This is a genomic window from Streptomyces sp. NPDC001770, from assembly GCF_053596135.1.
Genome location: NZ_JBSFFN010000037.1, coordinates 1 through 26,172, shown reverse-complemented (window position 1 = coordinate 26,172; position 26,172 = coordinate 1). Strand labels below are relative to the sequence as shown.

The 26,172-nt window shown below is 73.1% G+C and carries 28 protein-coding genes; 13 read left to right on the top strand and 15 right to left on the bottom strand.

Features of this window, described 5'->3' with window-relative positions; translation table 11 throughout:
- Positions 1–121 precede the first annotated feature (121 nt).
- Positions 122–325: a cold-shock protein gene (locus tag ACWCSV_RS28025; protein ID WP_266706811.1), complete on the bottom strand. Its 204-nt coding sequence runs from the start codon at positions 323–325 to the stop codon at positions 122–124.
- A gap of 279 nt (positions 326–604) precedes the next feature.
- Entirely contained in the window at positions 605–985 is a 381-nt protein-coding gene (locus ACWCSV_RS28020) for a MerR family transcriptional regulator (protein WP_451146847.1), read from the bottom strand.
- 599 nt (positions 986–1,584) lie between these two features.
- Between ACWCSV_RS28020 and ACWCSV_RS28015 the strand changes: the two genes are divergently transcribed.
- Positions 1,585–1,911: a hypothetical protein gene (locus tag ACWCSV_RS28015; RefSeq protein ID WP_451146845.1), complete on the top strand. Its 327-nt coding sequence runs from the start codon at positions 1,585–1,587 to the stop codon at positions 1,909–1,911.
- Positions 1,912–2,000: 89 nt separating this feature from the next.
- Positions 2,001–2,855: a GNAT family N-acetyltransferase gene (locus ACWCSV_RS28010; protein ID WP_451146843.1), complete on the top strand. Its 855-nt coding sequence runs from the start codon at positions 2,001–2,003 to the stop codon at positions 2,853–2,855.
- A 13-nt stretch (positions 2,856–2,868) separates the two neighbouring features.
- Here the strand turns inward: ACWCSV_RS28010 and ACWCSV_RS28005 are convergent, their stop codons facing one another.
- Positions 2,869–4,665 (bottom strand): SpoIIE family protein phosphatase, encoded by a 1,797-nt coding sequence (locus tag ACWCSV_RS28005; RefSeq protein WP_451146951.1) that lies wholly within the window; start codon positions 4,663–4,665, stop codon positions 2,869–2,871.
- Positions 4,666–4,811: 146 nt separating this feature from the next.
- Positions 4,812–5,528 (bottom strand): serine aminopeptidase domain-containing protein, encoded by a 717-nt coding sequence (locus tag ACWCSV_RS28000; protein WP_451146949.1) that lies wholly within the window; start codon positions 5,526–5,528, stop codon positions 4,812–4,814.
- 134 nt (positions 5,529–5,662) lie between these two features.
- Here ACWCSV_RS28000 and ACWCSV_RS27995 point away from each other — a divergent pair, with 134 nt between their 5' ends.
- The gene (locus ACWCSV_RS27995) at positions 5,663–6,148 is read left to right on the top strand and encodes a peroxiredoxin (protein ID WP_451146841.1); all 486 of its coding nucleotides are present in this window, start codon (positions 5,663–5,665) and stop codon (positions 6,146–6,148) included.
- Between the two features lie 18 nt (positions 6,149–6,166).
- Here the strand turns inward: ACWCSV_RS27995 and sigJ are convergent, their stop codons facing one another.
- Positions 6,167–7,066 (bottom strand): RNA polymerase sigma factor SigJ, encoded by a 900-nt coding sequence (gene sigJ, locus ACWCSV_RS27990; protein ID WP_451146839.1) that lies wholly within the window; start codon positions 7,064–7,066, stop codon positions 6,167–6,169.
- A gap of 102 nt (positions 7,067–7,168) precedes the next feature.
- Here sigJ and ACWCSV_RS27985 point away from each other — a divergent pair, with 102 nt between their 5' ends.
- From ACWCSV_RS27985 to ACWCSV_RS27975, 3 genes are all read left to right on the top strand, one after another.
- The gene (locus tag ACWCSV_RS27985; RefSeq protein ID WP_451146837.1) at positions 7,169–7,531 is read left to right on the top strand and encodes a hypothetical protein; all 363 of its coding nucleotides are present in this window, start codon (positions 7,169–7,171) and stop codon (positions 7,529–7,531) included.
- A gap of 246 nt (positions 7,532–7,777) precedes the next feature.
- The gene (locus ACWCSV_RS27980) at positions 7,778–8,302 is read left to right on the top strand and encodes a hypothetical protein (RefSeq protein ID WP_451146835.1); all 525 of its coding nucleotides are present in this window, start codon (positions 7,778–7,780) and stop codon (positions 8,300–8,302) included.
- A gap of 62 nt (positions 8,303–8,364) precedes the next feature.
- Entirely contained in the window at positions 8,365–9,831 is a 1,467-nt protein-coding gene (locus ACWCSV_RS27975; RefSeq protein ID WP_451146833.1) for a flotillin family protein, read from the top strand.
- A 158-nt stretch (positions 9,832–9,989) separates the two neighbouring features.
- Here ACWCSV_RS27975 and ACWCSV_RS27970 read toward each other — a convergent pair whose 3' ends face one another.
- From ACWCSV_RS27970 to ACWCSV_RS27945, 6 genes are all read right to left on the bottom strand, one after another.
- Positions 9,990–11,585, bottom strand: a complete 1,596-nt coding sequence (locus ACWCSV_RS27970) for a hypothetical protein (protein ID WP_451146831.1) — start codon at positions 11,583–11,585, stop codon at positions 9,990–9,992.
- A 339-nt stretch (positions 11,586–11,924) separates the two neighbouring features.
- Entirely contained in the window at positions 11,925–12,530 is a 606-nt protein-coding gene (locus tag ACWCSV_RS27965) for a hypothetical protein (RefSeq protein WP_451146829.1), read from the bottom strand.
- Positions 12,514–13,032 (bottom strand): RNA polymerase sigma factor, encoded by a 519-nt coding sequence (locus ACWCSV_RS27960; protein WP_451146827.1) that lies wholly within the window; start codon positions 13,030–13,032, stop codon positions 12,514–12,516. Before ACWCSV_RS27960 ends, ACWCSV_RS27965 begins: the two co-directional genes overlap by 17 nt.
- The gene (locus tag ACWCSV_RS27955) at positions 13,029–13,715 is read right to left on the bottom strand and encodes a class F sortase (protein WP_451146825.1); all 687 of its coding nucleotides are present in this window, start codon (positions 13,713–13,715) and stop codon (positions 13,029–13,031) included. The genes ACWCSV_RS27960 and ACWCSV_RS27955 overlap by 4 nt, the downstream gene beginning before the upstream one ends.
- Positions 13,712–14,155 (bottom strand): sortase-dependent protein, encoded by a 444-nt coding sequence (locus tag ACWCSV_RS27950; protein WP_451146823.1) that lies wholly within the window; start codon positions 14,153–14,155, stop codon positions 13,712–13,714. Before ACWCSV_RS27950 ends, ACWCSV_RS27955 begins: the two co-directional genes overlap by 4 nt.
- Positions 14,156–14,320: 165 nt before the next feature.
- The gene (locus ACWCSV_RS27945; protein ID WP_451146821.1) at positions 14,321–14,713 is read right to left on the bottom strand and encodes a hypothetical protein; all 393 of its coding nucleotides are present in this window, start codon (positions 14,711–14,713) and stop codon (positions 14,321–14,323) included.
- Between the two features lie 394 nt (positions 14,714–15,107).
- Between ACWCSV_RS27945 and ACWCSV_RS27940 the strand changes: the two genes are divergently transcribed.
- Positions 15,108–16,553 carry a tetratricopeptide repeat protein gene (locus tag ACWCSV_RS27940; protein WP_451146819.1) on the top strand — a complete coding sequence of 482 codons (1,446 nt, stop codon included), beginning with the start codon at positions 15,108–15,110 and terminating at the stop codon, positions 16,551–16,553.
- A gap of 285 nt (positions 16,554–16,838) precedes the next feature.
- Here ACWCSV_RS27940 and ACWCSV_RS27935 read toward each other — a convergent pair whose 3' ends face one another.
- The gene (locus ACWCSV_RS27935) at positions 16,839–17,765 is read right to left on the bottom strand and encodes a polysaccharide deacetylase family protein (RefSeq protein WP_451146817.1); all 927 of its coding nucleotides are present in this window, start codon (positions 17,763–17,765) and stop codon (positions 16,839–16,841) included.
- Positions 17,766–18,029: 264 nt separating this feature from the next.
- Between ACWCSV_RS27935 and ACWCSV_RS27930 the strand changes: the two genes are divergently transcribed.
- From ACWCSV_RS27930 to ACWCSV_RS27920, 3 genes are all read left to right on the top strand, one after another.
- Complete coding sequence (locus tag ACWCSV_RS27930; RefSeq protein ID WP_451146815.1) at positions 18,030–18,197, top strand: hypothetical protein; 168 nt, start codon at positions 18,030–18,032, stop codon at positions 18,195–18,197.
- Positions 18,198–18,756: 559 nt separating this feature from the next.
- Positions 18,757–19,227: a cation:proton antiporter regulatory subunit gene (locus ACWCSV_RS27925; RefSeq protein WP_327176931.1), complete on the top strand. Its 471-nt coding sequence runs from the start codon at positions 18,757–18,759 to the stop codon at positions 19,225–19,227.
- Between the two features lie 2 nt (positions 19,228–19,229).
- A complete protein-coding gene (locus ACWCSV_RS27920) occupies positions 19,230–20,498 on the top strand; it encodes a cation:proton antiporter (protein WP_451146812.1) in 1,269 nt (422 codons plus the stop codon).
- A 169-nt stretch (positions 20,499–20,667) separates the two neighbouring features.
- On the opposite strand, the gene ACWCSV_RS27915 is transcribed toward ACWCSV_RS27920, so the two are convergent.
- The 3 genes from ACWCSV_RS27915 to ACWCSV_RS27905 all read right to left on the bottom strand — a co-directional run bounded on the left by ACWCSV_RS27915 (position 20,668) and on the right by ACWCSV_RS27905 (position 23,087).
- On the bottom strand, positions 20,668–21,279 hold the full coding sequence (locus ACWCSV_RS27915) for a hypothetical protein (protein ID WP_451146810.1): 612 nt from the start codon (positions 21,277–21,279) through the stop codon (positions 20,668–20,670).
- 307 nt (positions 21,280–21,586) lie between these two features.
- Positions 21,587–22,561, bottom strand: a complete 975-nt coding sequence (locus tag ACWCSV_RS27910; protein WP_451146808.1) for a M56 family metallopeptidase — start codon at positions 22,559–22,561, stop codon at positions 21,587–21,589.
- Positions 22,562–22,586: 25 nt separating this feature from the next.
- The gene (locus ACWCSV_RS27905) at positions 22,587–23,087 is read right to left on the bottom strand and encodes a BlaI/MecI/CopY family transcriptional regulator (RefSeq protein ID WP_451146806.1); all 501 of its coding nucleotides are present in this window, start codon (positions 23,085–23,087) and stop codon (positions 22,587–22,589) included.
- Positions 23,088–23,340: 253 nt separating this feature from the next.
- Here ACWCSV_RS27905 and ACWCSV_RS27900 point away from each other — a divergent pair, with 253 nt between their 5' ends.
- The 3 genes from ACWCSV_RS27900 (at position 23,341) to lysA (ending at position 26,106) form a co-directional block, all read left to right on the top strand.
- Positions 23,341–23,796, top strand: a complete 456-nt coding sequence (locus ACWCSV_RS27900; RefSeq protein ID WP_451146804.1) for a tellurite resistance TerB family protein — start codon at positions 23,341–23,343, stop codon at positions 23,794–23,796.
- 294 nt (positions 23,797–24,090) lie between these two features.
- Positions 24,091–24,609 (top strand): SAV_915 family protein, encoded by a 519-nt coding sequence (locus tag ACWCSV_RS27895; RefSeq protein ID WP_451146802.1) that lies wholly within the window; start codon positions 24,091–24,093, stop codon positions 24,607–24,609.
- 12 nt (positions 24,610–24,621) lie between these two features.
- The gene (lysA, locus tag ACWCSV_RS27890) at positions 24,622–26,106 is read left to right on the top strand and encodes a diaminopimelate decarboxylase (protein ID WP_451146800.1); all 1,485 of its coding nucleotides are present in this window, start codon (positions 24,622–24,624) and stop codon (positions 26,104–26,106) included.
- Positions 26,107–26,172: the final 66 nt, after the last annotated feature.

Genomic DNA, 26,172 nt, shown 5'->3' with positions numbered 1-26,172 from the left:
TGAACAGGCGAATAAGGAATCCGACCCCTGGGGACATCATCCCGCACGGCCGGAAACGCCAACGAGCCGGGGCCCGCACCCCAAGGTGCGGGCCCCAGCTGCGTGGAACGTCTGCGCGAGATCAGGCAGGAGTGATGTTCTCGGCCTGCGGGCCCTTCTGGCCCTGGGTGATGTCGAAGTTCACCTTCTGGCCCTCCTGCAGCTCACGGAAGCCCTGGGCGGCGATGTTCGAGTAGTGGGCGAAGACGTCAGCGCCGCCACCGTCCTGCTCGATGAAGCCGAAGCCCTTTTCCGAGTTGAACCACTTCACGGTTCCAGTAGCCATGTCAGTCTCCTTGGGGGCATAACCCGCGGACACGCACTGTGCGTATCCAACGTCGCCGTGATGATTACCCCGTCCGGGATGAATACCGGAAATACAAAACCGCACCCACCGATGTACGACCGGCAAGAGCGCGTGAAGTTCTTGGGAACCACAACTGCAACTTCAACAACCGTAGCACGATGCAAGCGAAAGAGGGCGGTACGTAATTACGTTCCGCCCGGGGCGGCATAAATTCTCACCGCACATTGCCCGTAAATCTGCTTCGGCGGCGGCAGATATTCAGGAGTGGCCGGCCTCCTCGGGGCCCTGCGGCCCGCCGGACCCGTCCGAGCGCCGTCCACCCCGGCCGGAGCGCAGCTCCTCGTTGAGGCGGAGCGCCTCTTCGAGCTGGTCCTCCAGGATCACGATCCGGCAGGCCGCCTCGACCGGTGTTCCGCTGTCCACCAGCTCCCGGGCACGGGCCGCGACGCGGAGCTGGTAGCGGGAGTAGCGGCGGTGGCCGCCCTCGGACCGCAGGGGTGTGATCAGCCGGGCGTCTCCGAGCGCCCGCAGGAAGGCGGGTGTCGCGCCGATCATCTCGGCGGCCCTCCCCATCGTGTACGCGGGGTAGTCGTCGTCGTCCAGACGGTCGACGACGTGTTGTGTGGCTTCCGGGGGCATAGCACCTCTTCCGGGACCACCTGGGGCGAGACCCGGGAGGCGGCCTGTCCGCTCCCCGGGGACACCTGCGGGTCCCAGAACACTTGTGTCCAGATCAGTCAGCTCTATCGTAGCCGCGACAGTTTTTCCCGTCTCGTGGAGCGAAGCTTTCTCCGCCGCCCGTATGCCCCCTGCACGCATCCGTTGGGCCACAGGGGGTTACTCGCGCCACCACCCGCCGCGGGCCCCACCACTCCCACCCGGCACACCGGACGACCGACCGACCGGTCGAAGTCACCCGACCTACCGGTCAGTTGTCGCCAGGGGCGGGGCGGGGCCATAATGCATACGTAGCCCTTCACGCATCCCCCGTCGTGAAGGGCTACGTCATGTTCCGGGCCCGAACCCGGCCCCGCGCAGGGCGACTTGGCGAGCCGCCCGGTGCAGCGGATCACCGCACGCCGCAGCCCTGCGGCCACCTGTCACCGCGCGGGGAGCGGGCCCCGGCGGGCGGGAGGAGGGCTGCGTTTGCGGGCCGCCCGCAGGGCCGGTTACGTGGAACGGGTACGAGTCCGGGCCGCGCGCACGGGTCCGGGCCGGTGCCACAGGAGGGACGCGAGATGTCCGGAAAGAGGTCCCACAAGGCCCTGAAGTCCGGGAAACACGGCACGAGCGGGAAGCACGGGCAGTCCGGCGGCTTCGAGGAGTCCGGGAAGTCCGGGGAGCCGGCCGCCTCGGGTCCGTCCAAGGTGCGCCTGCTGATCAAGGTCGGTACCGGCAGCCTCGCCGTGGTCCGCGCGGTCAAGCGGGTGCGCCGGACCACCGGCGGGGCCGACAAGCTGCTCGCCGCCGACTCCGTCGCGGGTCTGCTGCCGATGGTCACCGCGGTCGCCATCGTGGTGCGCCAGCTGCGGCGTAAACACCCGTCCGCGCACGCCACTCCTTAGGGCAGTTTCCGGGGCGCGTCGGGCCCATCGGGGCCGGAATCCCGCGGAACCGCCCCGGTGCGCCCGCCCGCCCGGGGTACGACTGGTCCGTGTCCACCTTCGAGATCACCACCGCGAGCGCCGACGACATGCCCACCCTGGCCGCCTGGGCCGACGAGGAGGGCTGGAACCCGGGCCTCGCCGACGAGGGCCCGTTCTTCACCGCGGACCCCTGCGGCTTCCTCATCGGCCGGCTCGACGGGGAGCCCGTCACCTCGGTGTCGGTCGTGCGCTACGGCACCGGCTACGCCTTCCTCGGCTTCTACCTCACCCGCCCCCACCTGCGCGGACAGGGGTACGGGCTGCGCACCTGGCGGGCCGGTACGGCACGTCTGAGCGGGCGCACCATCGGGCTCGACGGGGTGCCCGACCAGCAGGCCAACTACCGCAGGTCCGGATTCCGTACGGAGTGGAGCAACGCGCGGTACGAGGGGTTCCCGGCGGCCGGGTCGCGGCTTCCGCCGGGTCTGCGGCTGATGGATGCCCGCTCGGTGCCGTTCGACCGGCTGGCAGCGTACGACCGGCGGTTCTTCCCGGCGCCGCGTGACGCCTTCCTCGCGGCGTGGATCACCGCGCCGCGCCGCACGGCGCTCGCGGTGGTGCGGGAGGAGGACGGCGCGGTCGAGGGGTTCGGAGTGGTGCGGGCCTGCCGGGCCGCCTCCCGGGTCGGCCCGCTGTACGCGGGTTCGCCGGAGATCGCGGCGTCCCTGCTGGGTGCCCTCGCGGCCACCGTGCCCGGGGTGCCGGTGGCGGTGGACGTGCCCGACATCAACCCGGTGGGGGTGCGGCTCGCGGAGCAGCTGGGGCTGAGGCCGGCGTTCGGGACGGCCCGGATGTACGCGGGGCCGGTGCCGGAGTTCGACCGGGCGGGGGTCTACGGGCTCACCAGCCTGGAGCTGGGCTGAACGGGGCCCGTGATCAGAGCCCGGGGCCCCCGCCGCCCTGGAGCAGGCGGGGTCCAGAGGGCGGGCGGGGGCCGTCCATCAGGTAGTCGGTGCCGACGTCCTCCCGGATGCGGGAGGCGAGCACGGCGATGTCGTCGTCCGCGCCCGCCCCGAACCGGTCCAGGACCTCGTCGAGCAGGTCCTCCAGGTCGCCGCTCTCCGGCATGGTCAGGGTGGCGAGCCGCCGCACGGAGACGTCGATGTCCTCGCCTCGGCGCTCCACAAGACCGTCGGTGTACATGAAGAGAACCGTTCCCGGGCGGCAGGGCACCACCTCGGTGCGGTAGCCGCCGAAGCCCATGCCGAGCGGCGGGCCGGGCCGCACGGGTACCACCCGGGAGCGCTGTTCGTCCGGGTCGATGAAGACGGGCGGCAGATGGCCCGCGCTCGCCACCTCGCACCAGCCGTTGTAGCGGTCGACCACGGCGAGCAGGCAGGTGGCGGCACGGTCCACGCCGGAGCGCTGCACCATCGCGTCCAGCTGTTCGAGGATGCGGTGCGGGGGCAGGTCCTCCCCGGCGAGCATCCGCAGCATCGAGCGGTAGTGGCTCATCGCGACGGCCGCCTCGACGCCGTGCCCCATGACGTCGCCCATGGCCTTGAGGTGACGGCCGTCGCGCAGCGGTACGACGTCGAACCAGTCGCCGCCGACCACCGCGCCCCGGTCTGCGGGCAGGTAGCGGGTGGCGACCTCCACGTGCGGGTGGGCGCCGCGGGGTTCGGAGAGCAGGGACGCCTGGAGCTCGCGGGCGATGGTGTGCTCACGGGCGTAGCGGCGGGCGTGGTCGAGGTCGGTCGCGGCGCGGTTGGCGAGTTCGCCCGCGACGAGCACGTCCTCGTCGTCGAAGGGCGGCGAGCTCTCCGAGCGGACCAGGCTCAGCGCCCCGACCGACACCCCCCGGGCGGCCAGTGGCACGACGAGGGCGTAGCGCAGTCCGGAGGCCCGGTAGGCGGCGATCAGCTCGGCGGAGGCGCCGGCGCGGCCGAACTCGCTTCTCTCGCCCAGGTCCCTGACGAGGGGCCGGCCGGTCGCCAGGCACTGGGAGACGACCGCGTCCTCCTCGAAGTCGATGTACTCACCCGCGTGGGTGAAGAGTGCTGCCCCCGCCTCGAATTCGGGGGCGGCGGCGTACCCGGCGCGCCGCATCCGCAGAATTCCCGCCGGCGCCTGCCGGACGGTTTGCCCGACCTCGGGCGGGAAGACCTCCACGGCCGCGAAGTCGGCGAGGGAGGGAACGACGAACCGGGCGAGTTCCCGGCAGGTGGTGTCCATGTCGAGTGTGGTGCCGATGTTGACGGCGGCGGTGGCGAGGAGCGTGAGGTGCCTGCGGGCGCGTTCGAGCTGCCGCTCCTCGTTCTTGACCTCGCTCATCTCCAGCAGGATCACGACGACCCCGACCGGCTCGCCGTTCTGCTCCAGCCGGTGGTACGCGGCCTGCCAGTAGCGCTCCTCGTGGCGGGAGATCCCCCAGGACTGGCCCTGGGTGACGGAGACGCGGGGCTTCCCGTCGCGGAGGACCATCCGCATGACGTGGTCGCGCGCGTCGAGCTGGGGCAGCACCTCGTGGACCGTGCGGCCGAGGTGGGCGGCCGCGGGGAGGCCGTTGAACCCTTCCAGGGCCGGGTTCACGTAGACGTACCGCAGGCGGGTGTCGAAGGCGGCGATCCCGGCGGGGGAGCCGTCGGCGAAGGCGGCGACGGCCGCCAGGTCGACCGGGGGGACGGGGGCGTCGGCACCGGGTACAGCACCCTCCGGACCGGCCGGGGGCACCGGCGGCGGTTCCTCGTCGGATCTGCCCTGCACCGGAACCTCCCGCCGTCGCCGCCGTCGTCGGCCCGCCCGCTCGTGACCTGCCGGAACCCCATCCTCTGCCGCGCCGGGGAGGGGCGCATCCGGGGTGTCGGGGGCGCGGCCGCTCAGCGCGCGGGGAGCCCGTCGAAGTCCAGCGTTCCCGCTGTCGCCTCCGCGCCGGCGGGGAGCCGCAGCACTGCCGCGACCGGCGCGGGCACCGGAGTCAGCCCGAGCAGGCCGGTGACGAGTTCGGTCGTGGTGCGGTGCCAGGCGGGGGCGCGGCGGATCATCGCGTGGTCGCTGTTCCGTACGGTGATCAGGCAGGTACGGGCTCCGGCGCGGCGGGCGCGGGTGACGAGGGACTGGGTCGCCTGCGGGCTGGTGACGCGGTCGCGGGTGCTGTGCAGCAGGACCACGTCACGGCCGGACAGCTGGGTGACCGGGTCGCCGGGCGGGCACCAGGGGGCGAGGCCGACGACCCCGCGTACCAGCGGGTGGCCTCCGGCGCGCAGGGCTGCGCGGGCGCCCATGGAGTGGCCGAGCAGGATCACCGGCAGGTTCCCGGCCTCGTCCTGGAGCAGGTCCAGGGCGTGCACCGCGTCGTGGAAGGCGTCGTCGCGCTCGCCGTTCCATCCCCGGTGGCCGTACCGCACGCCGCGCACGAGTACGGGGCCCACCGCTCCCCCGGTCCGGTGTTCACCGGTCGCCCGGACGAGGGACCGGATGAACGGCCACATCCGGAGGCCGGGCAGGTTGAGCAGCCCGGGCGGGGGCGGTCCGGTTCCCTGGGCCCGGCCGCCGTGCAGGACGAGCACCGCCGCCGAGGGCATCTGCGGGGCCACGCGCACCTCCTGGGTCGTGGAACGGTTCGCCCTTACGAGGAGCATGCTCGTGCGGAGCACCTGGGCACATTCTCGTAGGAACGTCCTCACGGCGGGCACCTCGCCGGGAACATTCCCCGAACGAAGGAGACATCATGGCATCAGGCCCTCAGATCGGCGCCCCCGCACCGGAGTTCACTCTTTCCGGTGGCGCGCTCGTGGGTGACGAGTTCGTACGGCGCGACTACGTCCGGGCGGATGCGCCGGGGCGCGCCCTGATCCTGGCCTTCTACCCCGGTGACAACACTGCCGTCTGCACCCGGCAGCTCTGCTCGTACTCCTCGGGCCTGGAGGTCTTCGAGGGCCTCGGGGCGGACGTCTGGGGAATCAGTCCACAGGGTGTGGACAGTCACGAGAACTTCGCCCGGGTCCGGGGGCTGCGGATGCCGCTGCTCGTCGACGAGGACCGGGCGGTGGCCCGGCAGTACGGGGTGGCCGCGCCCGGGATCGGGGTGCGCCGCTCGGTGTTCCTCATCGGGCCGGACGGTGTACTGCGGTGGAAGCACGTGGCGTTGATCGGCGCGACCTTCCAGTCCGTCGACACCCTGGCCGCGCAGCTCGCCGAGATCGCCCCCGTCTGACGGGCCCCGGGCAGGGTCTCAGACGTCGTCCAGCCACGGCCGCAGCTTCTCCGGGTTGCGGACCACCCACATGCGGGTGATGCGGCCGTCGGCGATCTCGAAGGAGGCCACCGTCAGGACGATGCCGCCGCTCCGGGCCACCAGGCCCGGCGTTCCGTTGACCGGGCGCTCCAGGAGTTCGAGTCCGGGGGCCCGGTCGGCGATGGTGGCCATGTACGCGGCGATGCGCGCACCGCCCTCGACCGGGCGCAGCACGGCGCTCACCAGGCCGCCGCCGTCGGCGGTCAGTACGGCGGCGGGGTCGAGGAGGTCGACGAGGGCCGCGATGTTCCTGGCCTCCCACGCCTGCTTGACCTGTCGCACCACGTCGTCCCGGCCGGCCGCCGTGACGGGCGGGCGCTCGGTGCGCAGCCGCCGCCGGCCGGAGGCGGCGAGCTGCTTGCAGGCGGCCGGGGTCCGGCCGACGACGTCGGCGATCTCGGCGAACGGGTAGCGGAACACGTCGTGCAGCACGAACGCGACCCGCTCGGCGGGGGTCATCGACTCCAGCACGACGAGGAACGCCATGGTCACCGACTCGTCCAGGACCATCAGGTCGGCGGGGTCGCCGCCGACCGCGGGGCCGGGTCCGGTGCGGTCGGGCAGCGGCTCGGGCAGCCAGGAGCCGACGTACCGTTCGCGCCGCGCCCGCGCCGAACCGAGGACGTCCAGGCAGACCCGGCCGGTCACGGTGGTCAGCCAGGCGCCGGGGGAGGCGATCTCGTCCCGGCGGGCTCGCGGCAGCGCGTACCAGCGGGTGTACGCCTCCTGCACGGCGTCCTCGGCCTCGACCAGTGAACCGAGCAACCGGTACGCGATGTTGATCAGTTGACGCCGTTCCCCGGCCACTTCGCCGGTGCTCGTACCCGCCGTCCCCATCCCGGGCGCCCCCTCGCCTTACCTTTCGCGGACCCATCTCGTCGGGCTGGTGAGACCTTATCGACCGACTGCCCTCCGGGGCGGAAAAGGGGGACCGTGGCCATGACCACCCAGGCGGCGGCAGAGCACCGCTTCTCGTTCCTGCGGATCGCGATAGCGCTCCAGACCCTGACCATCTTTCTCCAAGCGGTCTCGGCCGGGCTGCTGTTGACCGTTTCCTACGGCGAGACGCTGCACAGCGCCGGCGCCCGCGTGATGTACGGGGCGTCGATGCTGTACGTCCTCGCGGCGGTGCTGGCGTGGAAGCCGGGCGGCGGCCCTGCCCGGCCGGTCCTGCACGCGACCGGCTTCCTCGTCCTCGCCTCCGTCCAGGTCGTGCTGGGCATCGCGCACGTGCCGTCGGTCCATCTCCCGCTCGGTGTGCTGATGTTCGGGCTGAGCCTGGTGGCACTGGTGAAGCGCTGACCGCACGACGGGGACGGGGCGGCGGCCGGGTGGACGCCCCGGCGCGGAACCAACCGTGCGGCGGGCTCGTCCACCCCAGCGAACGGGCAGTTTCCGGCATCAAGATCGTCCGAAGACTGCCGGTTCCCGGCAGTGACGGTGGGCCCCGGCCCGTGAGACCCTCCGATCGGTTCACCGGCCGGTTCTCGCCGTCCGGTGCGCGATCGAGCGGGGCCGGGGGGCCCGAACAGCTCAAGGGGGTACGACGTGACGCTTCTCCTCGCACTCGGTGCGGCGGGACTCGCCCTGCTCGCCCTGTCGTTGCTCTTCGACGGCATCCTGGAAGGCATCTTCGGCGGGCTCTTCGGGGGCCTGCTGAACGGCCTCTTCGACGGCCTGCTCTCGCTCCCCGTGATCGCCGGGTTCCTCTCGATGCTCGGCTTCGGCGGGGCGGTCCTCCAGGGGACCACCGACGCGGGCCTGGCCGTGGCCCTCGCCGGCGGCGGCCTGGCGGGACTGGTGGCGGCCTGGCTGACCTGGCGGTTCAGCCGGGCCCTGATGCAGGACCGGACGGACCCCGCACCGCGCGGCGACGACCTGATCGGCACCACCGGTTCCGTCGTCACCGCGATCCCGGCAAACGGCTACGGCGAAGTGCTGCTGCGTCTCGCCGGGCACACCGTGAAGTACGCGGCGAAAAGCGCCGCACCCGTCGCACAGGGCACCGAGATCTGGGTCGAGGCCACCTTGTCCTCCTCCTCGGTCACCGTGCGCCCGGTGGAACGCCCGTAAGACATACGGGCGTTGAACAATCCGCCGCCCACGCGGGCAGCGGTCCAGGGGGGCATCACCGCATGAGTCCAGTGGTCATAGCCGTCATCGGCATCGTCGTACTGTTCGTTCTTCTCGGCCTCGCCGTCGTGACCCGCTACAAGGTCGCGGGCCCCAGCGAGGCGTTCATCATCACCGGTCGCCGGGGCAAGAAGCACACGGACCCGGTCACCGGCCAGACCAGCATCGACAACACCGGACAGAAGGTCGTCGTCGGCGGCGGGGTCTTCGTGGTGCCGTTCGTGCAGCAGCGGTACACCCTCGATCTCTCCAGCCGGCAGATCCCGGTCAAGGTGCGCGGAGCCGTCACCCTGCGCGGGGTGAAGGCCAACCTCGAAGGCGTCGCGATCGTCAAGGTCGGCGGCAGCGAGGACGCGATCCGGGCCTCCGCGCAGCGGTTCCTGCGCCAGCAGGCGGGGATCGCGGGCTTCACGCAGGAGGTCCTGTCGGGTTCGCTGCGCGCGATCGTCGGCCGGATGTCGGTCGAGGACATCATCCGCGACCGGGCCGCCTTCGCCAGCCAGGTCGCCGAGGAGGCCGAGGCCAGCCTCTCCGGCCAGGGCCTGATCCTGGACGCGTTCCAGATCCACGACATCACCACCGAGGGCACCTACCTGGAGGACCTCGGCCGGCCCGAGGCCGCCCGCGCCAAGCAGGAGGCGGACATCGCCGAGGCGAACTCGCGGCGGACCTCCGAGCAGGCCCGGCTGAAGGCGGCCGAGGACGTCGCCATCGCCGAGCGGACCTTCTACCTGAAGCAGGCGGAGATCCGGGTGGAGACCGAGGTGGCGGCCGCCAAGGCCAACGCGGCGGGCCCGCTCGCCGAGGCCGCCCGCCAGCAGGAGGTTCTCCAGGAGCAGGAGAAGGTGGCCGCGCGCCAGGCGGCGCTGACCGACCGCGAGCTCGACACCCGCGTCCGCAAGCCCGCCGACGCCGCCCGGTACCAGGCCGAGCAGGAGGCCGAGGCCCGCCGGATCGCCCAGGTCAAGGAGGCGGAAGCCACCGCCGACCGCGCCCGGCTGACCGGTGAGGGCGAGAAGCTCCAGCGTTCGGCGCTCGCGGCGGCGGTACGCATCGAGGGCGAGGCCCAGGCCGCCGCCATCGCCGCCCGGGGTGCGGCGGAGGCCGAGGCCATGCAGAAGAAGGCCGACGCCTTCGCGCAGTACGGCGACGCGGCCGTCCTCCAGATGCTGGTGGAGGTCCTGCCCAAGGTCGTCGCGAAGGCGGCCGAGCCGCTCAGCGCCATCGACAAGCTGACGGTCATCTCCACGGACGGCGCGAGCCAGCTGGCCCGTACCGTCACCGACAACGTCGCGCAGGGCATGGAGCTGCTCACCTCCACCACCGGTGTCGACCTGGCCTCGCTGCTCAAGAACCTCACCGCCTCGCGGACGGGCGCACCCACCGCTCCCGCCGAGGTCGCCGCTCCCGCCGCCGAGGGCGCACCGGCGCCGGTCCGGAACGACGGGAGGATCGACGTCACCGACTGAGGCAGCCCGTTTCCCGGAGTCCGGGGCCGTCCGCGCTCGGTGCGTGGGCGGCCCCGTCGGCGTACGGGGGGCGGGGGGCCCGGGGTGGGGCCCCGTTCACTCGACCGGCTCGTGAGCGGGGGCTCGTTCACTCGACCGGCTCGGGGCGGGGGGCCCGTTCACTCGGCCGGAGCGTCCTCCTCCAGTGCGGCGGCGATCTCGGCGAGACGGTCGCGCCAGCCGCCCTTGCCGTCCCCGGTCAGCACCTCACCCCGCACCCGGGCCCGCGCCGCCTCCTTGACCGCCCACAGCTTGAACGCCTCGTCCCTTCGGCAGTCGTCGCACTTCGTGTGGCCCTCGTACGCGCGGAACATGTGCACGTCCCCGGGCGTCTCGCACTCCACCAGCGGCACCCGCTGAACCGCCTCCCTGGACAGTTCCAGGCTCCGGGTCCGGTCCACGACCTCGGTCCGGCCCACACCCCCGGTCCGGTCCACACCCTGGGGTCGCGACGCTCCCGGCTCGACGGCCGGCACGGCGCGTCTGCGGCCCGGCTCCGGTGGCATCTTCTCCTCCAGCCGGTGTCTCAGGAAGCCGACCGCCGACCTCACCCCGTCCTGCGGCAGCTGCGAGCTCAGCACGTACCGCATGTCGGCCGCCGACATGCCGCGCCGCAGCCACTCCGCCGCCTTGTCCACCAGCCTGCGCGCCTCGTACACCCCCAGGCGCAGCTGCCTCGACTCCTTCCCCAAGGACAGCAGCACCTCCTCCGCCAGCACCATCCGGGGCGTCCAGCCCTTCCCCCGCTCCTCCCCCGCGTCCGCCGTTCCCGCCGCGTCCGCCGTTCCCCCCGTTCCCGCCGCGTCCGCCGCGTCCGCCGCGACGGGAGCGGCCACGGGAACGCGTTCGGGTGCGGGAACGCATTCGGGTTCAAGAACAGCCGCTGCCACGGGCGCCGTCGCGGGTGTGGGAGCAGGTGCGGGAGCCGCTGCGGGTACGGGGGCGGCTGCGGGTGCGGGGACAGGTGCGGGAGTCGCTGCGGCTGCGGATGCGGGGACAGGTGCGGGAGTCGCTGCGGGTACGGCCTCCGGTGGAGGCACCCGGGAGCCCGCCGGGTCCTGCTCGACCACCCACTCCGGCGGCTCCGACCAGAAGCCGCTGTCGGACTCGTCCGCCAGGAGCGGGCCCCACTCGAACCGCTCCCCGAACGCCGCTCGTTCGGCGTTCGAATCGTCAACCACGCAGGTAGGTAGGTGGGATGAGCGCGCCATCAGTGGTCCGTCAGGTGGGTAACCGCCGTCCTCCCGCCCGCTCAGCCGACCGGTGGACGGAAGCACGTCACTCGGCACGACCTGCGGCGATGCGCCTTCCCAGGGCGCCGTCCCCCCGGCCGCACCCCAGCTCGATCTCCTGCCGGGACCCCGGTGCGAGCCGCCGCCCGGGCCGCCCTCCGGTCCACCCTGCGGTCCGTCTCCCGGCCCCTCGCCGGACCAGACCGTCTGGTGCTCCCGGCTCGCCCAGACCGCCTTCGCCTCCTCCGGAGTGATCGGCGCGTTCGACAGGATCTGCGCGGTCGCCCACCGTCCGCCCGTGTACGGATAGGGCCACTCGTGGAGATGCCCCTCCCGCTTCAGGAACCTCTTGGCCCTCTTGAACGGGCCGGGCTCGATTCCGGCCGCACGCGCGTAGTCCCACAGCGGGCCCAGCATCCCGAGACGCTCCTCGTCGGGGAGGCCCTGCACGTACAACACGATGATCTTCGCGTCACTGTTCATGCGGCGCGAGCCGACCAGCGACCTCGAACGCCTGCCGGTGTCCGACACCGGAGAGATAGCATGCCAAAGCATCCCTGTGGACCTCTTATCCACTCGTGGTGAAGGCCCTCGGAACGGTGCTGGTTACACCTCCGGGGGCCGCTCCACGTGCACACGAGCACACGGAGCGTGATGACGCGATCACGCTACAACACCCGAAACGTGCCTACGCACATGAATACGGGAGCTCCACCCGGACGCGCCCACACACCCCAACTGCCGCTTGGCCTGCGGCATCCGACGGGTCATCAGTTCGAGCGGTGGCGGCCCGCCGCGAACGCGCCCCGGCCCACGCCCTTTTCAGCGGCCGGAGGCAGTCCTGGTGGCCGCCGCCGACGGGCTCGGCATGGCGGACGCTCCCGACGGGATGGAGGTCGGCGTCGGCGGGGAGGTGGACGGGGCGGCCCGCTCCGCACCGGAGTCGTCCGCCCCGGAGACGGTCGGCGCAGCGGTCACCGCGGACCTGGGCACAGCCGTGGAGGGGTCCGCGGGCACGCCCTCGGGCTCGGCCGTCCCCTCGGTGACGGACGGCTCGGTCGGCGCCGGGCTCGGCACCTCCTGCGGCGCGGCCGTCTCCCCGGGCTCCGGCGCTCCCGTGGGCCCGGGATCCGTGGACCCTGAATCCGCGGACCCCGATCCGGTTGACGCCGGGGCCGCCGGGGACGCGGGCAACGCCGGTGCGCCGGGTCCCGCCGCCAGCCGGAACGGCAGCACCGCGAGCCCGGCGACCGCGCAGGCCATGCCGACCACGGCGGCGCCCCTGCGGTACCTGCGCCCGGCGGCGCTGCGGCGGAGCTCCTCGTACCGGCCCGGGGGCGGAGAGAGGCGGTCGGGGGCGGGCCGCAGGATGACGGCGAGCGGGTCGTCGGCGCCGAACTCCGGCTCCTCGTCAGCGCGAGTGGTCAAGGCTTCTCCTCAGATGGGCGCGGAGCAGTTCGCGGGCCGCGTGGAGATCGGCCTTGACGGTCCCTTCCTTCCGCCCGGTCAGCGCGGACACCTCCCGGATCGGCATGTCCGCGTAGTAATGCAACAGGATCGGCACGCGCAGCCGTTCGGGCAACGACTGCACCAGCATCCGCACCGAGGGGTCGGCCGGCTGGGCATGCCCGCCGACGACCTCCTCGGTCACCACCCGCCGTACCGCCCGGCGCTCGCGCTCCAGCGAACGCCAGTGGTCGCGTACGAGGTTGGCCGCGGTGACGTACAAGTACCCGCGCGGCTCCTCCACCTTCGTCCACCGCGCCCAGAGCCGCGTGAACGCCTCCGAGGCGATCTCGTGCGCCGTCCCGTCGTCGTCCACGAGACGGCGGCACCACCCGGCGAGGGACGGGTAGAGCACGGCGAACAGCTCGGACGCCGCCTGCGCCTGTCTGCCGCGCCGGTCGCTCCTCTCGCGCGCCCGCTTCACCGGTCTCCCAGGTCGGAGGCTGCCCCGGAGGGGTCCAGGGCAGCGAAGACGATCACATTGTCCTGGTAGCCGCCGTCGCCGTCCCGGGCCCCGCCGCAGGTGATGAGCCGCAGCTCCGGGCGGTCCACGTTGCCGTAGACCTCCCGGGTGGGGAACGCCGTCTTCGCCACCGTACGGGTGGCGAAGACGGTGAACTCCGCTGCTTCCGCATCCTCCAGGCGCACCACGACCCGGTCCCCCGCGCGGAGCCGCGCGAGGTTCCGGAAGACCCCGTCACCGTACGACCCGACCGTCACATGCCCCAGCATCACGGCCGGGCCGACCTGGCCGGGGGCCGGGCCGTGCTCGTACCAGCCCGCCCGGTCGTGCGCGGTGATCGCGGGCACCTCCACGGTGCCGTCCGCCGCGAGGCCGAGCCGGACGACCGGGGTGTCCACCCCGATCGCCGGAACCTCCAGCCGGAGCGGCACGGAGCGCGGCAACGGGGGTGCGGTGGATCGCTGCCGGGACCGCTGGGCGTGCGCCGACGGGGTGGCGGCGGACGCCTCCGGCCGCCCGGCGCCCGCGCCCCCGTCCCCGTTCTCGCTCCCGCCCCCGTCCCTGTCCTCGCTCCGGACGCCGCAACCGGCGAGCAGCGAGGCCAGCGCGACGGTCCCGAAGGCCCGCCTGGAGTACGAGGTCACGCCCCGGTCGCCCCGTTCACCCCGGCGCCCCGGCGGCGCACGAGGAACACGGCCGCGCCGGCCCCGAGCACCACGGCGGCGATGCTTCCGCCCACCAGCGCCCCGTTGCCGCCACCCGGCCGCGCGGCGGCGACGGTACCGGTGTCGGGCGCCCCGGACGGGACGGCGGAGACCTGCGCCGCCTCGGTGGGCGCCGCGCTGGGCACCGCGCTCGGCGCCTCGGTCGCGGCCTCGGCAACCTCGGTGGACGCCGCGCTGGGCACGGCGCTCGGCGCCTCGGTCGAGTCCACCGCGGGGGCCGGGGCGGCCGTCGGGGCCTCGGTGGCGGCGGCTGCCGGTACAGCGACCGGGGCCGCCGTGTCCGCGAAGGCGGGGCCTGCACCGGTGGCGAGCACGGCGGCGCAGGCAAGCGTCAGCAGACTGAAGGTGGTTCGGCGCATGAACTGCTCTCCTTCGTCATCGGCCCGCCAGGAGGGGCGGGCCGGGAAACGGAACGTGCGGAGAGACGAGGCAGCGGCACCCTGGGTTGTAAAGCAATGGCAAAGTCGTCCGGCGCCTTCCGGCAGCACCCCTGCGGCCGGTCGGCGGATGGACCGTCCTCCCGGTCAACAGGCCCCCTGATCCAGGTCGGTCGGGGCCATGTGGCGTGCCGCCGCCGCGTACCGCGCGAGGTGGTCCACCGCCTTCGCCAGGAGCCGGAGGTTGACCGCCGGATCCTGCCCAGGGTCCTGCGCGACGGCCCACGCGTGGCAGACCATGTGCGTCACGATCTCCCGCGCCCGGGAGTCGGCGAGCTGGGCGGCGTACGCGTCGGCCAGCGGGGCGTAGGCGACGATGGCGCGCCGCAGGCGGGTACGCAGGGCATCCGCCGCCTCGCCCGTCGCGCGCCCCCGCGCGAGGTCGAGCGCCAGCTGCACATCGGCCGCCAGATCCGCCCGGCTGACCGGCACACCCGTGTTCGACGGACCGCCGCCGTACGGGGGCACGCTGTACGTCACCCCGCCGTACCCGCCCCCTCCGACCGCACTCCCGCCCGAACTCCCGTACGTGGTACCGCCGTACGAGCCACCCACCCCGGGCGGCGCGCAATGTCCCGGAGCCGCACCGGGACTGCCGGCGCCGCCCGACCCACCGCTGCCGCTGCCGCTGCCACTGCCACGTGCCGCGCAGTTGCCGCCGGCTCCACTCGTCCCGTTGTTTCCGCTCGTTCCGCTGGCTGAGCTCATTGCGGACTCACCTCTTTCGGTGCGAAGGGTGGATCTGAACTCCCGGAGGGATGGCGTTCAGTGAACCTGCGAACACACACAGTGAGGAGATGCCAGGCTGTGGGCCACATGTAGTCCCGCGTAGGCCAGGCCGGGAGGACCGCCCTGGTGAAGGAGTGAGCGCAAGGTGCCCGAATCCCAGGAGATCGGCGAGCTGATCCGCCAGGCGTGCGCGGCACGTGGCTGGGGGCCGTCCAAACTCGCCCGGGAGTTGGGAATCGCCGAGGGGCGCGGCCCGAACGGCCTCGACCGCCAGTCGGTCCGGCGATGGATGGCCGGCCGCCGGAAGCCCGACTACTGGCTCCCGTACATCGCCGAGGTACTCGGCCTGGACACGAACCCGCCCCAGCAGGCCCCCGGCGGACCCCCCGCACCCACCCTGGCCGTCCTCTCCGCCCCCCACGGAGTCCCCGCTCAACGATCCGCCTCCCGCCCCCTTGCGGGCCTCGATACCGTGGCGTCAGTCGTCGAGTTGGGGAGGAACGACGTGCTTCGGCGAAACTTCCTGGCCGCTTCGGGCGCCCACGCACTGGCTGCACTCAACCTGCCCGACCCGGAGAGCGTCACCCGCCGGACCAGCCGCGTCGGCGGCGTACGCGTCGGCACCGGCGAGGTGGCAGCCGTACGCCAGATGACCCGCGCCCTCGGCGACACCGCCGCCGAACTAGGCGGCGGCCACGCCCGCCACCTCGCCGTCCGCTACCTCACCGAGGACGTCGCCGCCTGGCTGGACGGCACCTACACCGAGGAGATCGGCCGGCAGTTGTACGCCGCCACCTCCCAACTCGTGCACCTGGCGGGATGGATGGCCCAGGACGAGGGCAACCAGGGCATGGCCCAGCAGTACTACGCCCACGCCTACGGCCTGGCCGTCGCCGCCGACGAGGCCGAACTCTCCGCAACAGCCTTGCGAGGACTTGCCGTTCAGGCCATCGACCTCGGCCCCCGGTACGGCGCCATGGCGCTGCGCCTCTCCGAACGCTGCGTGGACAGCGCGAGGTCCCTGGACGACCCGCGCGCGGTCTCCTACTTCCAGACCACCCTCGCCGACGCCGCCGCCCTCGACGGCGACCACCGCCTCGCCACCCGCGCCCTCACCGCCGCCCAGACCGCCATCGAGCAGACCCCCGACGCCGCCCCCGGCGAGTCCTGGGCCTCCCACTTCAGCATCGGCCGCTGGGCCCACCACTCCGGCATGATCCTCGCCCGCCTCGGCGACCTCGACAGCGCCACCGGCCACCTCCACGAGTCGCTGGAGATCCACGGCATCGACCGCCGCCGCAGCCGCGCCATCGTCCTCGCCGACCTCGGCCAGATCCACCTCCGCCGAGGCCACCTCGACGCCGCCCTCGCCACCTGGACCGACTTCCTCGACTGCGCCGACGGCATCCGCTCCGTCAAGGTCACCGAAGCCACCGAGGACATGCGCACCCGCCTGGACAAGTACCGCAAGGTCCCGGGCGTCGAGGAGCTACGGACCCGCGCGGAGAACCACGTGACGGCGGGGGCGGGGGCGGGTGTACCGGCGGGAGCGGGCGCCGGGGCCTCTTCGGGGACGGCGGGTGGCCGGTGACGGGCTCCCGTCCGGGTGGCCCCCGGGCCGCGCGCCACGGTCGAGTGCGCTGCGGCTGACGCCGCCGCACGTGCGGTGCGGGGGAGCACGCCTCCCCGCGAAAGCCACTCGGCGGACCCCGGGGCCATCCCCGCGTACGCGGGGAGCACGCGTGCAGGTCACCCTCCGCCCCACCGACCGGCGGGCCATCCCCGCCTACGCGGGGAGCGCCTTCCCGAACTGGGCACTCAACAGGCCACTGGGCTCAGATCATCCAACTTCACCGAGCGGGACATGAGTCGCACCTCACCCATCGTCTCCACACCTCTCCCGCCGAACCCGCCGCACCTCCCCGTAGCCGACCAACCGAATCCCCTCCCCGGTCAGCACCTCCCGCGCCTCCGGGGAGACCAGGAACTCGTAGTCCGTCCGCCGTACCCGCCACCCGTCGTCGAGGGCCCGGGACTCCTGCGTGCCGAGACCCGGGTGGACAGCCCATTCGTTGAGGCCGGGCGGCAGGTCGCGCAGGAGCTGGGCGTACCGGGCGGGCTTGTCGTCGAGCGGGATCGCGTAGCTGTCCAGGAAGCCGTTCTCGCTGACGGGCAGTCCACGCCGACGCATCGCCTCACGCGCTGGGTCCAGCCAGGCGCGCACCGCGAGCCCGTACTCGGCCCCGAGGGAAGCGGTGAGGCCGAAGATGTCGTCCCGGCCGCCGTCGGCGAGGCAGTGGAAGTCCAGGTGGGTGGGGGCAAGGCCGGCATCGGCCACGGCGTCGATCTGGGCCCGGAACTCCCGCTCCACGTCCTCGATCCGGGCCTGCCCGAGGAGCTCGGCACGGCCTGCGGGAGTAGGAGCGAAAAGCCTTCCCGCGCGGTCCAGCAGGGACGGCACCTCCGCCCTCTCCGCCATCGGGCCCCACGGGTTTCCGGGCATCTCGCAGACCATCGTGAGGTGCACGCCGAACGAGATCTCCGGCCGCCGCCGCAGCCGCCGCATCGCGTCCGATGCGGCCGGGCAGGGAACCATCAGGCTGCACGAGCCCGCGATGCCCTGCTCGATCGCCTCCACCACCGCCTCGTTGATCGCGGGGTACATCCCGAAGTCGTCGCAGTTGACGATCAACAGGCGTGCTCCGGGCGGGTATCCGAGCAGTTCACCCGACCGGAGGGACGCGGTCCGCATCCCGGTGGTGTCATCGGTACGACTACCGGTGGTGCCGCTCATGTCGCCCATGCCCGCAGTGTGCGGCCACTCCGGCCTCCGATGGAAACGGATTCCCGGCTGCCCAGCTGCCCAGCTGCCCAGCTGCCCGGCAGGGCGGCAGGGCGGCAGGGCGGCAGGGCGGCAGGGCGGCAGGGCTCTCATCCAGGCCGACTGGCAGCCACCCGACGTGGGGCGCCCGGCCCGCTCCCCCGCGAGGGACGCCACTGGAGCGGCCTGCCGCCGAGCTCCGCAGGGGGTGGGACCGCACGTGGGGAGCATCGCTAAGGTCGCGGCATGGGGGTCTCGATCGAGCTGGTGAGGGAACCGCCGGTCTGCCGGTGGTGCGGTCGGCCCGTGGTGTCGCGCAGGTGGTGGCTGCCGCGCCCGTTCTGCAATCGCCGGCACCAAGTGAAGTTCTGGACGATGGCGTTCGTCGGCGGGGTAGCCGACTTCCTCTCGTGACCCGAGGCCGGGATACGAATCCCCCACTGAGAGCTCTCCCGCCTCACAACTCCCGCCGGAATCCGGTCGCTCGGCGGCTCGGAGGACGTACTCGGGAAGCTTCGACGTGGTGGCCGGAACCGCGGTGCCGATGAGGCGGCCCTCCTCGCCGAAGTCGGGGTTGATCATGTCGTCGGCATCGATCGGATCGCAGGGACCGGGAACGCACTGACCTCACGCCGACCTGCGGATCGGTGGACGGCCTTGACCAGGGCGGTGACAAAGGTCGCACCGCGACGGAGTTTGCGCGGAGTGTGCGCGGAGGCGTCACGCCCCGAGGGCTGCCCCGGCCCGCTCACCACGCCCGCTCACCACGGGCCCGGATCCAGGCGTGGCACGCACTGACGGCTCGCCGGCACAACACCCCCACCTCGCCGTCGGCATCACCCCATACCACCCCTCCTTCTCCCCCGGCCCCCCACGACGCGTATGGATCGCGTTAAGGTGTTGAAAGGTAAAGAGATCACCAAGAACTGACAAGGGCCGCCGCACGCGCCGGCGCTCCACTCGGGAGGAAGCCATGGGAACCCGCCGCACCACGCTGCCCGGAGTCGGGACTCAGTACGACTTCATCACCGAGTCCGGCCAGCACATCTCCGTCGTCGTCCACCACGACGGGCGGCGGTTCATCGGGTTCTACGAGCAGGACGACCCAGATTCGTGCCGGCTGACCGTGCCCCTGACGACGCACGAGGCGACCGCGCTCGCCCACCTCATCGATCCCGCGCCGATCGACGCCGTACGGACCGAGGGCATCGACCTGGTCACCGAGCACATTCCGCTCGGGTCCCGATCGCCCTACGGCGGGCGGGTGTTGGGGGATACGCGGGCGCGGACCCGTACGGGGGCGTCCATCGTGGCGGTGCTGCGGACGCACAGTGCGCACCCGTCGCCGGGACCCGACTTCCGGCTGGCCATCGGTGACACGCTCGTCGTCGTCGGTACGCGTGAGGGCGTCGACGCGCTCTCCGAGATCATTGCGGAGGGCTGATCGTGCACGACATGACCGCACTGCTGGTGGAGCTCGGCTCCGTCATTCTCGGGCTGGGGATCATCGGGCGGTTCGCCGGCCGGATAGGTCTCTCGCCGATCCCCCTCTACCTCCTGGCGGGTCTGGCGTTCGGCGAGGGCGGGCTGCTGCCGCTCGGTGCCAGTGAGGAGTTCACCGCAGTCGGCGCCGAGATAGGCGTGATCCTGCTGCTGCTCCTCCTCGGGCTCGAATACAGCGCCTCCGAACTGGTCACGAGCCTCAAGACCCAGTACCCCTCCGGCCTCGTCGACTTCGTCCTCAACGCGACCCCCGGCGCCGTCGCCGCGCTGATACTCGGCTGGGGTCCCGCCGGGGCCGTCGCGCTGGCCGGGGTCACCTGGATCTCCTCGTCCGGAGTGATCGCCAAGGTGATGACGGACCTCGGGCGCCTCGGCAACCGGGAGACCCCGGTCATCCTCGGCGTCCTCGTCATCGAGGACCTGGCGATGGCGGTCTACCTGCCGCTGCTCACCGCCATGGTCGCCGGAGTCGGTCTCGCCGGGGGCAGCATCGCGTTGCTGATCGCGCTCGGGACGGTCGGGTTCGTCCTCTACCTGGCGCTGCGCCACGGCCGGATCATCAGCCGGGCCGTCTCCTCCGACAACCCGGAGATGCTGCTCCTGGTCGTCCTCGGCCTGACCGTGCTCGTCGCCGGGCTGGCGCAGGAACTCCAGGTGTCGGCCGCCGTAGGGGCGTTCCTCGTCGGCATCGCGCTCTCCGGCGAGGTCGCCGAGGGCGCGCGCAAGCTGCTGACCCCGCTGCGGGACCTCTTCGCCGCGGTGTTCTTCGTCTTCTTCGGCCTCTCGACCAACCCGGCCGACATCCCGCCGGTCCTGCTCCCGGCCGCTCTGCTCGCCGTCGTCACCGTGCTGACCAAGATCTTCACCGGCTGGTACGCGGCCCGTCGCGCAGGCATCAAGTCGCGCGGCCGGTGGCGCGCGGGCGGCACGCTCGTGGCGCGCGGCGAGTTCTCCATCGTCATCGCCGGTCTGGCCGTGGCGACCGAGCCCCGCATCGGGCCCATCGCCACCGCGTACGTACTGATCCTGGTCATCCTCGGCCCGCTCACCGCCCGCTGGACCGAACCGGCCGTCACCCGGATCAAGGCAATGCGCGGTACCGGCACCGGCGCCCAGGCGCCGGTCCGCGGGAGCGAGGCCGCCCCGGCCGCCCCCGCCCGGCCCACGCACGACGACCTCACGCCGGAGCACGTCGGCGAGGGCCGCGACTGACGCCCTCCCCCGTCCCGCGACACGCGGAACTCCCCGTCCGGGAACAGCCGTTGGCTGCGGACGGGGAGTTCTGCGTACGGGAGGTTCCGCGCGCGGGAGGTTCCGCGGGCAGGAGGTTCCGCGCGCGGGAGGTTCCGCGGGCAGGGAGTTCCGCGCGCGGTGGTCGGCGTCAGTTGTGGTTGTCGACGATGCTCTTGGCGATGCCGTTCGCGACGACGACCTCGGCGTCGACGCCGTCGCCCTTGGTCGCGGCCTCCAGCATCTCCTCGCTGCACGGCATGGCGGCCTGGCCGTCCTCCGTACCGCAGATGTCGCCGGTGCCCTCGATGTCCGTGTCCTCGGAGACGAAAAACTGCTGGTCGACGTCGTCCGGGCGGGTCACCGTGTACTTGCCGGGGGCGAGGTAGCGCACCTTGCCGTTCCAGGTGCCGTTGACGCCCTTGCCCTGGGCGATGCCCTCGACGGCCGTCTCCCGGTCGCCCGAGCCGTCCGAAGCGTCCCCGCCCGAGCCGGCGCCGACGCCGGTGGTGCTGCCACCGGCGGTGCTGCCGCTGCCCGTACTGCCGCCGCCGGTGCTGTCGGCAGTGGCGGCGGCGGACGGGGCGTCCTGCGTCGCAGGCGTTTCGGCCGGGAGCGTGGCGGCGGCGCTGCTGCTCGTGTCCTTCGCGCCGGTGCCGGAGCCTCCGTCGGAGTCGTCGCCGCCGCAGCCGGTCAGGAGCAGGGTGCCCGCGACTGCGGCGGCGACGAGGACGGCGGTCTTGGTGCGGAGGGCCGAAGCCATGGCGTTGCTCCCGTGGGGAAGGGCGTCCACGGAGAGGCGTCTCTCCACGGCCTGCCGTGATCTGGTGGGTGACCTGCTGTGTGGTGACCTGCTGTGCAGCCTGCTCCGCGACATGCGGTGCGGCCTGCTGTCCGGCCTGCTGTGCGGCCCGCTGTGTGATCACTATGAGCCATCCGGGGGACCCCTCGGCCGGAAGTCCTGGACCTACGACACCACTGTCACCGTTCGCGTACAGAGCAACAGTTGTGTACCGCACGCGGCGCGCCGGTCTTCCCCGACCCGCGGGATTCTGCTGGCGACGCGGGGCCTACAGCGGGGTCGCCTCGTGCAGGATGCGGACCAGCGAGACCGTGGCGTTCACCGACGACAGCGCGGAGGCCGCCGTCCCCACCGTCGCCGTCAGCGCGGCGAGGAGCAGGTGCGCCGACGCCGGTGGCCAGAAACGGGCGGTCGGGGCAGGGTCGAGGAGGGCGGCGACCCGGAGCGGTACGGGCCCCGCCGCCGCGAACCCCGCCAGCCCCTCGAACGGCGAACGGGCCGACACCAGCGCCGCCTTGCCGACCGCCCGTGCCACCACACGGCGGCTGCCGACCGCCCGCGCGGCCTCCTCGTCGGCCCAGCGCTCGGTGGTGTACGCCACCGCAGTACGGAGCGGCACCAGGAACGGGTTGGCCCGCGCCGCCAGCTGCGTCAGCAGCAGATAACGGTGGTGGCGCCCCGCCAGATGCGCCCGCTCATGGGCGAACAGCGCCTGCTGCTCGGCCGGTTCGAGGCAGTCGAGCAGGGCGCTGGAGACCACGACCCGGCCCGTCCCCGCCGCACCGCGCGGGCGCCCGCTCACCGGGCCGCCGGGGAGCGCGTACGCGTACGGGGCGGGCGACTCCACCACACGCACCCCGGAACCGGAACCGGCGCCGCCGCCCGTCCCCAGCGCGCGGGCCGCGGCGACCCGGGTACGTACATGGCGTACGAGCGTCGTCACGCAGCCGGCCACCACCGCGCCCAGCACCCCGATGGCCACCAGGCCCGTCCGGTCCTCGTACGGCAGCGCGGCCCTGACCTCGGGGTCCGACCAGCCGTCCGGCAACGGGTTGCCGGGGAGCTGGGCCGTACCGATCACCATCAGCAGGGCGAGGCAGAGGGTGCTGCACAGCGCGAGCGTCGTACCGGCGACGGCCAGCAGCCGGGTCGCGGTGCGCGGATGCAGATGGTGCGCGGCCAGCCGCGCGACGGGCAGCGCGGTCAGCGGAAGCACGAGTGGCAGGTAGACGAAGACGCCCATCGCTCCCCCAACACCCCTGTCGTCGTCATCGGTTCCCCGACGCACGGCCGGGGGCATCGGGGCCCGAGGGCTCGGAGGAATCGGAGGAATCGGAGGAATCGCACGGCTCAGCGGGGCCGTTCGCCGGAGGCGTATCCGGGCCGGTCCGGGACAGCAGGGCCCGCAGGCGTTCCCCGTCACCGGGGCTGAGCGCGGAGACGAAGCGGGCGAGGACGGCCTCCCGGTCCCGTTCGCCGTCGAGCACCCGGCGCATCCGCAGGGCGGCGAGGCCGGCCTCGTCGGAAGCGTTCGTCCAGGTGTAGGCACGGCCCGCCCGGGTGCGGGTGACCGCGTTCTTCGCGTGGAGGCGGGAGAGGATCGTGATGACCGTCGTCAGTGCGAGCCCGCCGTCGAGGCGCTCCCGCACCCAGCCCGCCGTCACCGGCCCTCCGCCCGCGCGCACCGCGGCGAGCACCTGCGCCTCCAGCTCACCCTGCCCCCGCTTGCGCGGCCGTCCGCCGGCGCCGCCGGGGGAAGCGTCCGCCACCAGGGACGCGTCGGCCCCCGGAGGAACGTCAGGAACGTCTTCGTGCCTTCCCGCGTTTCCCATGCGGTGTCCGCCCTTCGCGCAAGCTCTCGCAGTCGCGGCGGGGCGGCCCCGGGCACTGCTCAGCGATCGCCGCATCCTACTGAGCCGCCATTCCACGGCAAAGCCTGCCGGGTCGAGCATCGAGTTCTACACCTCTGTAGAGTTCCACTCGGTTCAGCCAACGCACCGCAAAGCAACGTATGGAGACGTCATGGCCCTTTGGGATCGGATCAAGGAATCCGCCTCGACGATGCAGACGCAGCTGGAGGCGAAGAAGAACGACCTGAAGAGCGGGGCGTTCCGCGACGCGAGCATGGCGATGTGCGCCCTGGTCTCGGCGGCCGACGGCTCCATCGACCCGTCGGAGCGGCAGCGCGTCGCCCAGCTGATCATGAGCAACGACGTGCTCCGGAACTTCCCCGCGGAAGACCTCCAGCGCCGTTTCAACGCGTACGTCGACAAGCTCACCGCCGACTTCGCCTTCGGCAAGGTCACCGTGCTCCAGGAGATCGCCAAGGCGAAGAAGAAGCCGGCCGAGGCGCGCGCGGTCATCCAGATCGGCATCGTCATCGGTGGCGCCGACGGCGACTTCGACAAGTCGGAGCAGGCCGTGGTCCGGGAGGCGTGCTTCGCCCTCGACCTGCCGCCGCACGAGTTCGACCTCTGAGCTCGGCTCTGATTCCAAGCCCCGCACCGCACTTCGAGACGCCCCGGACCTGACGGCCGGGGCGTCTCGCGTCTCCGCGGCCACTCGCGCTTCCGGGCGGACCGCGCCCCGGAAGGGTCACCCGCCCCGTGCCGGACGGGCTCCGCGTCAGGGTCGCGTCAACGTGACCCGGGTCCGGCGTCAAGTACCCGTCAGGGCCGGGGCGGCAGCCGCGCCGCCTCCTGCCTGCGGACTTAGCGTCGAAGACGAACCGCCGGGTCGTGTCCGCGACCCGTGCCGACGCCTGGAGGCACCATGGAAAGCGCGCTGCCGGATTCCGACCCCCTCGAACGCGTCCCGGCCGGACCCCCGATCGCATCCGTCCCGGCCGGGCCCCTGTTCGTACCCGTCCGCTCGGGCTCCGCCCGCTGCCCGTCGAGCGTGCGGGCACGGTTCTTCCGTACGCCGCTCGGCGCGCGTACCGCTGTCGCGTTCACCTCGGAGAGCAGGCTCGTCGCCACCCTGGGCGCCGGTCAGCAGTGGGTACGCCTCTGCGAACCGGCCCTGCGCGACCTCGCCGCACCCCTCGGCGTCCGCACCCTCACCGTCGACCCGCTGCTCTCCGCGCCGCGCGCCGCCGAACCGCACCCCTCGGTGCCCCACACCGCCGCACACGCGGCCCCCGCCGCGACCACGGCACTCGTCGCTTCCGCCGCTCCTGTCGCTGTCGCCCCGCACGCGACCCCCGCCGCACCCGTCGCCCCAGCGACGGACACGGCTCCTCCCGCGCCGGCCGTCCCCGACGCCCCCGCGCTCGTCCGCCACGGACGCTGAAGGGAGCGCACCATGACCGCCACCCCCCTCGCCCCCGTCCCCACCCCCGCACCGGCCGGGTCCCCAAGCCCCGCCGGCGCCCCCTTCCCGGCCGGGTCCCCCGACCCGGCCGGGAAGGCCTCCACGGCTCCGGCCCCCATCACCCCGGCCTCCGCCGCCGCCCTCACGCCGTGCGGCTCCCCGGCCCGGCAGGCGTATCCGCAGGACGTATGGCCCGCGTCGACGCGCCCCGGCCCGCGCGGGGACATGACGGTGGGCGGAGTCTCCCTGACCGAGGCCGCCGAACGGTTCGGCACCCCGCTGTACGTACTCGACGAAGGCGAGGTCCGCGACCGCTGCCGGACCTACCGCACCGCCTTCCCGCCGGAGGAGGCCGACGTGGTCTACGCGGCCAAGGCCTTCCTGAGCCGGGCCGTCGTCCGGTGGATACGCGAGGAGGGGCTCGGACTCGACGTCTGCTCGGCCGGTGAACTCCTCCTCGCGATCAGCGCGGGCTTCCCCGCCGACCGGATCGTGTTGCACGGCAACGCCAAGAGCCCGGAGGACCTGAGCACCGCCGTGCGGCTCGGCGTCGGCAGGATCGTGCTCGACTCCACCTCCGAGATCGCCCGCCTCGCCGCCCTGGTGCCGCACGGCACCCGCCAGCCGGTCATGATCCGTGTCGTGCCCGGGATCTCGGCCGGCGGGCACGCCGCGGTCCGTACCGGTACCGAGGACCAGAAGTTCGGCCTCTCCCTCATGGACGGCTCGGCGCAGCACGCCATCGACCGGGTCCTCGGCCAGCCGGGACTAGAACTCGTGGGCCTGCACTGTCACATCGGCTCGCAGATCACCTCGATCACGCCGTACGTCTCGGCGCTCCGCCGGATGGTGGGGCTCCTCGCCCGCACCCGGGACAAGCACGGAGTCGTGCTGCCCGAGCTGGACATGGGCGGCGGCCACGGCATCGCGTACCGGGCGGGCGAACCCGCGCTCGACATCCCCACGCTCGCCGCGCGCATCCGTGCCGAACTCGCCGCCGGATGCGCGCGGGCCATGCTGCCGGTTCCCCGGCTGACGGTCGAACCCGGCCGTGCCGTCATCGGCCCGGCGGGCGTGGCCGTGTACCGGGTGCTCTCCGTCAAGCGGACCGGCACCCGTACCTTCGTGGCCGTCGACGGCGGCATGAGCGACAACCCGCGCCCGGCACTGTACGGCGTGCGGTACGCGCCCCGCATGGTCGGCCGGGCCTCCACCGCACCCGGGCGGATGGTGACCGTGGTGGGCCGGCACTGCGAGGCCGGGGACATCCTGGCCGACGCGGTGGAACTCCCCGAGGACGTCCACCCGGGAGATCTGCTGGCCGTCCCGGCGGCGGGGGCGTACCACCTGTCGATGGCCTCCGGCTACAACCTCGTGGGCCGGCCGCCGGTGGTCGCCGTGACGGACGGCACCGCGCGGCTGCTCGTCCGACGCGAGTCCCTCGAAGACCTCCGACGGAGGGACGTCGGGGCCTGAGGACGACCGCGTGCGCGGGCGGGGGTTCCGGGAGAGCGCTGACCCGGCCGCCCTCCACCCACTACC